General features: G+C 73.8%; 11 protein-coding genes and 1 pseudogene. 1 reads left to right on the forward strand and 11 read right to left on the reverse strand.

What is annotated here, in order from left to right:
* Positions 1-23 precede the first annotated feature (23 nt).
* From AC5JOC_RS02545 to AC5JOC_RS02570, 6 genes and pseudogenes are all read right to left on the reverse strand, one after another.
* Positions 24-1,475, reverse strand: a complete 1,452-nt coding sequence (locus tag AC5JOC_RS02545; RefSeq protein WP_494245139.1) for a PfkB family carbohydrate kinase — start codon at positions 1,473-1,475, stop codon at positions 24-26.
* 8 nt (positions 1,476-1,483) lie between these two features.
* Positions 1,484-2,170: a D-sedoheptulose-7-phosphate isomerase gene (locus AC5JOC_RS02550; RefSeq protein ID WP_494245140.1), complete on the reverse strand. Its 687-nt coding sequence runs from the start codon at positions 2,168-2,170 to the stop codon at positions 1,484-1,486.
* A complete protein-coding gene (locus AC5JOC_RS02555) occupies positions 2,167-3,420 on the reverse strand; it encodes a glycosyltransferase (RefSeq protein ID WP_494245142.1) in 1,254 nt (417 codons plus the stop codon). The genes AC5JOC_RS02550 and AC5JOC_RS02555 overlap by 4 nt, the downstream gene beginning before the upstream one ends.
* Positions 3,420-4,430, reverse strand: a complete 1,011-nt coding sequence (locus tag AC5JOC_RS02560) for a glycosyltransferase (RefSeq protein ID WP_494245143.1) — start codon at positions 4,428-4,430, stop codon at positions 3,420-3,422. Before AC5JOC_RS02560 ends, AC5JOC_RS02555 begins: the two co-directional genes overlap by 1 nt.
* Positions 4,427-5,503 (reverse strand): glycosyltransferase family 9 protein, encoded by a 1,077-nt coding sequence (locus AC5JOC_RS02565; RefSeq protein ID WP_494245177.1) that lies wholly within the window; start codon positions 5,501-5,503, stop codon positions 4,427-4,429. The genes AC5JOC_RS02560 and AC5JOC_RS02565 overlap by 4 nt, the downstream gene beginning before the upstream one ends.
* Positions 5,504-5,692: 189 nt before the next feature.
* Positions 5,693-6,169, reverse strand: a pseudogene (locus AC5JOC_RS02570) (D-glycero-alpha-D-manno-heptose-1,7-bisphosphate 7-phosphatase); the annotation flags it as partial.
* Between AC5JOC_RS02570 and AC5JOC_RS02575 the strand changes: the two are divergent.
* Positions 6,168-7,214 carry a glycosyltransferase family 9 protein gene (locus AC5JOC_RS02575; RefSeq protein ID WP_494245145.1) on the forward strand — a complete coding sequence of 349 codons (1,047 nt, stop codon included), beginning with the start codon at positions 6,168-6,170 and terminating at the stop codon, positions 7,212-7,214. The pseudogene AC5JOC_RS02570 and the gene AC5JOC_RS02575 sit on opposite strands and share 2 nt — an antisense overlap.
* A gap of 31 nt (positions 7,215-7,245) precedes the next feature.
* Here the strand turns inward: AC5JOC_RS02575 and AC5JOC_RS02580 are convergent, their stop codons facing one another.
* The 5 genes from AC5JOC_RS02580 to AC5JOC_RS02600 all read right to left on the reverse strand — a co-directional run.
* Positions 7,246-8,013: a sigma-70 family RNA polymerase sigma factor gene (locus AC5JOC_RS02580; RefSeq protein ID WP_494245146.1), complete on the reverse strand. Its 768-nt coding sequence runs from the start codon at positions 8,011-8,013 to the stop codon at positions 7,246-7,248.
* 96 nt (positions 8,014-8,109) lie between these two features.
* Positions 8,110-8,877: a glycosyltransferase family 2 protein gene (locus AC5JOC_RS02585; RefSeq protein WP_494245148.1), complete on the reverse strand. Its 768-nt coding sequence runs from the start codon at positions 8,875-8,877 to the stop codon at positions 8,110-8,112.
* A gap of 92 nt (positions 8,878-8,969) precedes the next feature.
* Positions 8,970-9,164 (reverse strand): DUF2795 domain-containing protein, encoded by a 195-nt coding sequence (locus tag AC5JOC_RS02590; RefSeq protein ID WP_494245149.1) that lies wholly within the window; start codon positions 9,162-9,164, stop codon positions 8,970-8,972.
* An 87-nt stretch (positions 9,165-9,251) separates the two neighbouring features.
* Positions 9,252-9,401 (reverse strand): hypothetical protein, encoded by a 150-nt coding sequence (locus AC5JOC_RS02595; protein WP_494245151.1) that lies wholly within the window; start codon positions 9,399-9,401, stop codon positions 9,252-9,254.
* Between the two features lie 73 nt (positions 9,402-9,474).
* A partial coding sequence (locus tag AC5JOC_RS02600) for an MBL fold metallo-hydrolase (protein ID WP_494245153.1) occupies positions 9,475-10,064 on the reverse strand: 590 nt, incomplete at its 5' end.

Raw genomic sequence — 10,064 nt, forward strand, 5'->3', positions numbered from 1 at the left:
AGGGATGGTCGGTGACCGGACGGTCAGCCGACGCGCGCGAGAGCCCCTGCGAGGCGGGTGCTGGAACGGCCGGGGTGGTACGGGACGGTCACGGTCCGGCCGCCCCACGCCGCGATGACGCCGGTCTCGGGCAGGTCCGCTGCGACGTAGTCGCCGCCCTTGACCCACACGTCCGGCCGGATCCTCCGGAGGACCGCCTCCGGGGTGTCCTCCTCGAACACGACGACGGCGTCGACGCACTCGAGCGCCTGGAGGAGGTCGGAGCGGTCGTCCTCGGCCATGATCGGTCGCTCCGGCCCCTTGAGCCGCCGCACCGAGTCGTCACTGTTGACGCACACGATGAGGCAGTCGCCGAGGGCCCGGGCGGCGGCGAGCGTCCGCGCGTGTCCGGCGTGGAGGAGGTCGAAGCAGCCACCGGTCGCGACGACGACACCACCGCGTTCCCTGGTGGCGTGGGCGACGGCGAGCGCGTCCGCGGAGTCCCCGCGCAGCGGACTCGTGTTCGCCGGTCGGTCGAGCGAGGCGACACCACCGCTCGCGACGAACCGCGCCGCGGCGGCGACCCCGGCGGCGACGGCGTCACCGAGGGGTTCACCGGCGGCGAGCGCCGACGCGACGGTCGCGGCCAGACGGTCGCCGGCTCCACAGGGGTCGGTGCCGTCCGACGGCGTGGCCGGCACGAGGTGCGGGACCTGCGGAGTGCCGCGTCCGCGGCTGCGCAGCAGCGCCCCCTTCGCGCCGAGGGTCACGAGGACGGCCTCGCACCCCCACGATTCGAGGAGTGCGGCCGCGACGGTGTCGACAGCGGCGAGATCGTCGGAGACGGAGGCCCCGCTGTCGACGAGACCGTCGGCGAGCGCGAACGCCTCGCTCCGGTTCGGGGTGACGACCGCGGCCGCGCGCACCGGCGGCGACCCGTTCCTGTGGGGATCCCAGACGACGGGGATCCTCCCGCCGACGCGGTCGAGTGCGTCCCGGAGCCGGGGGTCGGCTGCGACGCCGCGCCCGTAGTCGGCGACGACGACGGCGTCCACCTCGTCGAGTGCGTCGAGCATGTCCGCCGTGATCGTCGGTGCACCGGGGGGTTCGCAGCCCTCGTCGATCCGCACGATCGCGTGACCGTCACCGCGGACCCGCGTCTTCACCGGAGTGGGTGCCCCTGCGGGCCCGGCGACGACGCTGATGGACCCGGCACCCGGCAGTGCCGCGACGGCGTCGAGCGCGGCGCGCAGCTCACCCACCCGATCGTCGTCACCGAGTGCGGTCACGAGGACGACGTCGACGCCGTCCCGCGCGAGGAGGGTGGCGACGAGCCCGGCTCCACCGGCACGGCCGACCGACCGTTCGACCGACACGACCGGCACCGGGGCGTCGGGACTCAGCCGGTCGGCCCGGCCGAGCAGGTCGACGTCGAGGAGGACGTCCCCGACGACGGCGATCCGCCGCCCGTGTCGCCGATCGCCCGTCGGGCGCATCCCGTCCATCATGCGGTCCTCCCGTTCCCAGCGGCTTCGCGCTGCGCGATGCGGTCGTCGAAGACCCGGCACAGCAGGTGCAGGGCCACGAGGTGCGCCTCCTGGGCACCGGCCGACGGTCCCGGCAGCGCGAGGTGCTCGTCGCACGCGTCGCACAGCGGGTTCGGTCCCGCTCCGGTCACGGCCCAGCTCCTCGCGCCCACCCGCCGCGCGGCCTCGGCGGCGCGGAGGAGGTTGCGGCTCCGGCCGCTCGTGGAGAAGAGCATGACGATGTCCCCGGCCCGCGCGTGTGCGAGCACCTGCCGTGCGAACACCTCGTCGTAGCCGTAGTCGTTGGCGATGGCGGTGACACTCGAGGTCTCCGCGTGGAGCGACACCGCGGAGAACGGACGCCGCTCCCCGTCGAAGCGCCCGACGAGCTCCGCGGTCAGGTGCTGCGCCTCGGCCGCCGATCCGCCGTTGCCCGCGGCCAGGAGCCGTTGGCCGTGCATGAGCCGGTCAGCGAGTTCATCGCCCCAGGCGGTGATCCGCGGCAGCTGATCGCGCAACGCCTCGATCGCGCCGAGGTGGTCGTCGAGGTGTCCGTGCAGGATGCGGTCGATGGACGGCGCGGTGGCGTCCACGGTCCGCGGCGTGGTCGCCGGGGTCGGTGCCGCGGCGGTCGTCATGCCGTTCATCGCGGTCACGGCGCTCATCGGGTCACCACCGCCGCACTCGCCCTGGCGGACCGTCTCGCACGGCCGAGCACCCGCTGATAGCCGCGTTCGGTGTCTGCGGCGACCCGCGCCCAGGTGTAGCGCGACCTGGTGCGCTCGACACCGGCGGCACCGTAGGAGGCGAGCAACGGCGGGTCGTCGAGGAGCGCGGTGACGGCGTCCGCGATGGCTCCGGCGTCGCGCGGCGGCACGTGCAGGCCGGTCCGGCCGTGCACGACGCTGTCGATGAGCCCTCCCACGGCGGCGGCGACCACCGGTGTGCCGGTCGCCATCGCTTCGAGCGGGACGATGCCGAACGGCTCGTACCATGGCGCGCACACGACGAGGTGGGCCGAGCGCAGGGCGGCGGGCAGCTCCTCCTGCTTGACCTGTCCTCGGAACACCACGCGGTCCTCGACACCGAGCGATCGGGCGTGGGCCAGGAGTCGCCGGACGTCCGGGTCCTCCTGGACGCGATCGGGCCCGGTCGAGCCACCGAGGACGACGAGTTCGATGTCGTCCCGGCCGGCGGCGACGAGCGACGCCAGCGCGGAGATCGTGAGGCCGACGCCCTTGCGCGGTACCAACCGACCCACCGTCATGATGCGGAAGGGTCGGTCGGACGACTCCGAGGGGCCGTTCGGGGTGAACAGTCCCGTGTCCACGCCGCATGGGACCACGGTGATGCGCGAGCCGGGGACCCCGAGTGCCTTCAACTCGAACGCCTCGTCCGAGCACGTCGCGATGACCTGGTCGACCGACCGGCCGACCATCGGTTCGAGGTCGACCCGTTCGGCCGGGCTCGTGTCCTCGGCGCCCTGGTGCCGGCGCTTGACCGTCCCGAGCGCATGGAAGGTGTGGACGACGGGCGGCCTCCCGCCCGTGGTCCGCTCCGCACCCCGCAGGGCGGCGAGTCCCGACATCCAGAAGTGGCTGTGCACGACGTCGGGTGTCTCCCGGCTCCACTCGCGGGCCAGGCGGTCGCCGAACGCGTCCATGTACGGGAGGAGCTCGTCCTTCGGCAGACGCTCCGGCGGGCCGGCGTCGACGTGCACGACCTCGACGCCGTCGCAGAGCCGCACGCGCTCGTCGGCGACACGGTCCTCCCGTCGGGTGTACACGGTCACCTCGTGGCCGCGGGCGGCGAGCGCCGACGACAACTCGGCGACGTGCACGTTCTGGCCGCCGGCGTCGACACCGCCGAGCACGGCGAGTGGACTGGCGTGCTCCGACACCATCGAGATCTTCATCACAGTCTCCTTTCGAGAGCCGACAGCGGGGTCGGTCGGACGGTCCCGGTCGCCCGCACCTCGGCGAGGACCAGGTCCCAGGTGCGCAGGAAGGCGGGCAACCCGTAGTGGGTGAGCACGTGGGCGCGGGCGGCGTCACCGGTCGCCCGAGCGAGGTCGGGGTCGTCGAGGTACCGCCGGGCGGCCTCACGCAGGGCGTCGAGGTCGTTGGAGACGAGGCCCGCTTCGGGCGGGACGGCCCGGTGGGCCTCGGTCGTCGCGAGCGCCAGGACGGGCATCCCGAGGTGCATGGCCTCGAGGAGCGCGAGCCCGAGCGAGGTCCATCGCAAGGGGTGCAGGTACACGCGTCGACGCGCCAGTTCCCGGTGCAGCTCCGCGGTCTGCAGGTCACCGGCCGGTTCGACGCGGTCCCGGCCGACCCCGAGTGCGGCGGGGAGGTCCCCACCGCCCATCCCGAAGACGTCGATCGGTGCCACCTCGGCGAACGCCGGCAGGAGGTCGGTCCCGGTGACCCGCCAGCGGCGGACGGGTTCGTTGATGACGACCCCGAGCCGTTCGAGGGTGCCGGAGTAGCGGTGACCGGGATCGACGACACCGTGTTCGACGACCGTCGTCGGCGCGCGTCCGGTGTCCCAGAACATCCGGTTGAAGTGGGTGACGTGCACGATCGGGACGTCGTCGCGGTGGGCCAGGGGGTGCACCGCGTCGGTGATCGAGGTCTTCGGCGTGTTGTGCTCGACGAACACCGCGGGCAGGTCGCGCCCGGGCCGGCGCCCGGTGAGACGCTCGACCGCTTCGATCTCGGCCGGGCGTTGGAGGACGACCACGTCGACGTCCGTCTCGCGGAGCGCTCCGACGGGGATCTCGACGACCGAGGCGGGCCAGTCGCGACCCGCACGGCCGAGGCCCCAGCCGTCGCGGGCGTCGTTCACGGGGAGGAGGTACTCGTGCTGACCGCGGACGAAGGCGTCCGTCCAACCACCGTGCACGTGCCAGAGGAGGATCCTCATCGGAGCACCTCCTGCAGCGTCACCGTCGGCTCATCGGCGAACAGCGCGGGTGCGAGTCGTCGGCAGGCGTCGACGACCTCGTCCGGCCGGACGCTCGTCAGACACGGGTGCCCGGGGACGGGACAGTCGGTCGCCCTGGAGTCCGCGCACGCGGCCCGCTGGTCGCCGAGCAGCACGGTCGGCACGCCGTAGGGCGCCCAGCGCACGGCGGGCACCACCGGCGAGAACAGGCTGACGACCGGGGTCCCGACCGCAGCCGCGAGGTGGGCCGGACCGGTGTTGCCGGTGATCACGACGTCGGCACGGGCGAGGATGGCGGCGAGCGACCCGAGACCGGTGCCACCGCCGAGGTCGCGACCCGCCGTACCGGCGACCCGGCCGGTCAGCGAGGTCTCGTCGGGGCCACCGGTGACGACGACCTCGACACCCTCGCCCTGCAGCAGGCGGACGGTCTCGGCATGGAGCTCCTCCGGCCAGCGCCTCGAGGCGACCGAGGCCCCCGGATGCACCACGACGAAGCGTTCGGGGAGCGTGTCCGGGACGGTCTCCGCGAACCGTGCCTCGTCGATGCGCAGCCGGCCGTCGTCTTCGCTCGGGAGCGTGAACCCGCCGGCGGCGGCGATCGCGAGGGCGCGCTCGGCCTCCGGCTGGTCCTCCTCGAGGTCTTCCCCCGGCCGCAGCCGGACGTCGAGGAGCGAGCCGGCGAAGTCGACGGAGGCACCGACGATGCGTCGGACCGCCCGGGCGCGGAGCAGGAGCGCGAGCGGGAGCGGGGACTGATGGAAGGACGTGAGGATCACCGCGGTCGCCGGGCTGCAGTCGTCGATGATCGCGGCGAGGACGGCGAGGTGCTCGGGCGTCGCGGGCGGGGCGAGCCGGGTGATCCACGGGCAGTCCCACACCACGACGCGGTCGACACCCGGGAGGAGCCGGGCCGCGGAGGCGCCGATGGAACTGCACAGGAACCACACCTCGTCGACGTCGGGTGACGCCGCGACCGCACGGACCGCGGGTCCGCTGAGCAGGACGTCGCCCACACTGTCGAGCCGCGCGACGAGCGCGCGCCGGGTCATCGGTCGCCTCGGGCGTCGTCGGACGCCGCATCGCGACCGGCCACCACCGCGGTGAGCACGAGCTCGGCGGCGGCGAGGAGGTCCAGGGCTCGTCGGGGCGCGGCGTCGACCTCCTCGGGGAGGGTCACGGGCGGTCGGCACGAGGATCGACATCGCCCCGGCCGCCCGGGCTGCGCCGACGTCGGCACCGATGTCGCCGATGACGACGCAGTGGCCGGGCTCCACGCCGAGTCGCTCCGCGGCCTCCAGGATGAGCCCGGGTGCCGGCTTCCGGCAGTCGCAGCCGTCGGCAGGGGCGTGCGGGCAGACGCACCAGACGTCGAACGGGCCGAGCAACTCGTCGAGCCGGGCGTTCACGGCGTCGACCTGCTCGCGGGTGACGATGCCCCGCCCGATCCCGGACTGGTTCGACACGACTCCGAGCGGCAGCCCGCTGCGACGGAGCAGTTCCACGGCGGCGTGCGCGGTCGGCATGGGCACCACGAGCGTCGGGTCGCCGTTGTAGGGCTCGTCGACGACGAGGGTGCCGTCGCGGTCGAAGAGGACCGCGTCGATCGGAGCGGGCAGGTCGGTCATGCTTCTGCTCTTCCCCACTTCTCCTGAGGTGTAAACGTCCTCCCGGCGGGCTCGACCCCGGGCCGCTCCTCGTGGGATGGTGAGGCGCATGCTGCACCTCGACCCCGACGACGTCCCCTCCGACACCACCGACGACCGACCGGAGCTGCTCGCCCTCCGCACCCTGAAACTCGGCGACCTGCTCGTCGCGGTCCCGGCGCTGCACGGGCTGCGGCGGGCGTTCCCCGAGCACCGCATCGTGCTGGCGACACCCGGGTGGCTCGAACCCGTCGTCGAGCTCGTCGACGGCGTGGACGCCCTCCTGCCGACGCCCGGACTGGACCACCTCCTGCCCCTCGCCCCCGGCCGGATCGACGTGGCCGTGAACCTCCACGGGAGCGGTCCGGAGAGCCGACGGCTCATCGACGCGTTGGAAACGAGGGTCGCCATGGTCCACCACGTGCCGGAGATCGACGGTGCCCGGAGTGACCGTGCCCGGACGGACCGTGCCCGGACGGACGGACCGACCCCGCCCGCGTGGTCACCGCATCTCGGCGAGCGCGCACGCTGGGTGCGGCTCCTCGCGGCCTACGGTGTGGACGCCGACCCGGACGACGTCGGGCTGCGGTCCTCGACGCGGCGCGTGGACGTCGTCGGCGCGGCGGTCGTCCACGTCGGCGCGTTCTACGAGTCACGGCGCTGGCCGGTGGAGCGGTTCGCCGCCGTCGCGAGGTCCTTGGCGGACGAGGGGCGCCGGGTGGTGTTCACCGGCAGCGCCGGCGAACGCGATCGCGCGCTGCGGGTGGCGCACCTCGCACGGCTCGACGAGTCCGAGGTCCTGGCGGGGCGGATCGACCTGGCCGAGTTCGCCGGCGTGGTCGAGGACGCGTCGGTGGTGGTGTCGGCGGACACCGGCGCGGCGCATCTGGCGTCGGCCTACCGTCGGCCCTCGGTGGTCCTGTTCGGTCCGGCGGCACCCGAGCACTGGGGTCCGCCACCCGGCCCGCACGTCGTGCTCACCGACGCGAGCGTCCGTCGGGGCGACGCCTTCGCCGACACCCCGGACCCGGCCATCCTCGCGGTCGGCGTCGACGACGTGCTCGACGCGGTGGTCCGCGCCGAACGAGCCGCTGCTGGGGACCACCCGGTCACCTGAACCCTCGGGCCAGCTCGACCCGCTCAGTCCGTCAAGCGATCCGCCGCCCGGCGCGCTCCGGCGCCGGCTCGCCGTGGACGATGCGGTCCCGCAGGAGCTCCAGCGAGCGCTTGAGGATGCGTGACACCTGCATCTGGGTGACGCCGACCTCCTCGGCGATCTCCTGCTGGGTGAGGTCCTCGCCGAACCGCAACTGCAGCACCCGGCGGTCGCGCGGCGTCAGGACCCGCAGCGCCGTCGACAGGATCGCGGCCGACTCGGCGCGCTCCAACGACCCGTCCTCGGCGGGGATGAGGTCCCCGAGGCACGTCTCGTGGTCGCCGCCGACGAGGGCGTCGAGCGACACCGGACGCAGGTGGTTCTGACAGGCGATGGCCTCCCGCACGAGCTCGTCGCTCTCGCCGAGGTCCGCGGTCAGCTCGGGTACCGAGGGGCCGTGGCCCAGCTCCTGGGCGAGCCGCGGCACGGCCTCGGCGACCCGTGCACGGAGCTCCTGGACGGGCCTCGGTGGCCGGACGAACCACCCGTGGTCGCGGAGGTGGCGCTTGATCTCCCCGGAGATGGTCGGTGAGGCGAACGCCGCGAACGGGCCGCCACGATCGGCGTCGAACCGGCGGGCCGCCTTCACCAGCCCGATGTAGGCGACCTGCACGAGGTCCTCGTCGCGGGCGGGGTCCCGCCGGAAGTACCGGCGCGCGATCGCCTCGGCGAGCGGCAGGTGCTCGAGCACGAGGGCTTCGGCCTCCTGGCGTCCGAGCAGCTCCCCCGGGAGCCGTGTGTCCGTTCGATCCGTCGTCATGTGCTCCAGGTTCCGAGAAGCGAGGAGGGCACGATCATCGCTTGCGTTCTGCCGGCGGCTGCGGCACAATCGCGCACCCGTCCGCGTGGGCCCGAGTCACGCGCGCACGACGTCGAACGCGTCCACCGGGCGCTCGGGGATCGTCGTCGGGGCCTCCAGGTGCACGGCCCCGCTCGGCAGGACGCCCGCTCCGCCGAACCGCTCCATCACGCGCCACTGCGCGAGCACGTCCTCCCCCGAATGCAGCGGCGGCAGCTCGTCCCAGAACGTGAAACCGCCGGCCGCCAGGAGCGCGTCGCGCCGGTACAGCACGCAGCCGCCCACCCAGGCGACCTTGTAGGCCAGCCAACCCCGCTCCGGGATCGGCACGTCCCTCGCGAGGTGCGCGAGGTTCGCGGCGTTGTGGAGCGGCCACCGGTCGAACGCAGGCGTGCCCCGCCGGATCAGCTCCGGGACGACCTCGCCGGTCCAGGGTTCGAACGTCCGCTGCTGCTCGGGCCGTTCGTCGGGCAGGTAGGACAGCCCCTGCACCGCCGCGCCGACGAAGCCGCAGCCGAGGGTGCTCAGCGCGTCGTGCAGGCGCTGCAGCTGGCCCGGCTCGAGCCAGACGTCGTCGTCGAGGAACAGGACCGCCGGGGCCGTGGCCCGGTCGAGCAGCGACTGGCGGTGCTCCGCGAGCCCGCGGCGCGGGAGGTGCCGGACCAGCCGGACCTCCCGCCCCTGCGCGCGGAGCACCCGCACCATGGCCTGCGTGCTCGGTTGGAGCACCCCCGAGCCGTCGTCGGACTGATCGCTCACGATCACCCGGAACGTCGGATCGTCCTGAGCGGCGAGTCCCGCCAGCGTCACCGCCAGCTCGGCCACCAGCGCCCGGCCGTCGGCACGAGGACGTCGATCGCGACCTCGTCGTCGACCTCGCCGGCCGCCCACCGCTCGGATGGTCGCCGGCTCGTCATTCAGTCTCCCGAGACGGCGCTCGACACGGCCGTCGGGCCGTCGAACTCGTCCTGGTCGGCCTGTTCGAGCGCCTCGATCACGTCGTCCGGCGCACCCTGGTCTCGGGCGGTCTGCACGAGATCCTCCTTGCTCGCCGGGTAGTCGACTCCCGACAGGTACTTCTGCAGTTCGATGGCGGTGGGCTGCTCAGCCATGGTGTCTCCTGTTCTGTGTGCTCTGCTGTGTGCGGTGTTTCCGTGTGCGATGGGTGGTGGTCCGGTGGCGAGTGGGTCCGGCCTCGGTCACCCGAGGGCGTCGCCCTCATCCGGTTCGGCGGCGTCGGGGACCTGGTCCTCCGACCCCTCCGCCTGTGACGGCTTGTCGACGCCCGCCGCGTCGTCGTCGATGAGGTCGTGGTTCTGCGGGTTGTCCTGCGGTCCGGTGGTGGTCATGGTCCGCTCCTTTCCGGTGTCGGTCGGCGACGGTCGCCGACCGGGGTGATGGGTTCGCGAGGCGCCGACGTCCTCAGGCGACGCCGGCACGGTTGGCCGCCTCGACGGCCTCCCGGAGATCCCCGCGCCACGGCTGCCCGTGCCCGGGGAGGAGTGTCCTGGTGCCGAGGGCGGCGAGTGCGTCGAGCGATTCGAGGGCGAGCCGCGCGTTGGCGGTGGCCGCCCCCGCGACGACGCGTGGGCCGGTCTCGCCGGTGTACGGGTCGAGGGTCACGAGGGCGTCGCCGCCGATGACGGCACCGCGATCGGGGAAGTCGAGGGAGCAGTGGCCGAAGGTGTGACCCGGCGTGAAGACGACCGTGGGCGAGCCCGGCACGTCGACGGTCCCCGAACCCGGCAACGGCTCGGTCCTCGACGTCCCACGCACCCACAACGCCCCGGCCGCGGTCATCGACGCGAGCGCCGGGAGTGCCGCCGGGTAGCGCAACGGGTAGCTCGTCCGAGGTCGCTCGTGGAGGTACCGGTAGGGGTGCTCGGCGAGCTCCGCGTCCTCGTCGTGGACGAGCACCCGGCAGCCGGTCGCCGCGTGGAGGCGCGCGGCGACCCCGAGGTGGTCGAAGTGCGCGTGGGTGATCACGAGGGCGACGAGGTCCTCGGGTTCCC

The organism is Plantibacter sp. (genome assembly GCF_059073635.1).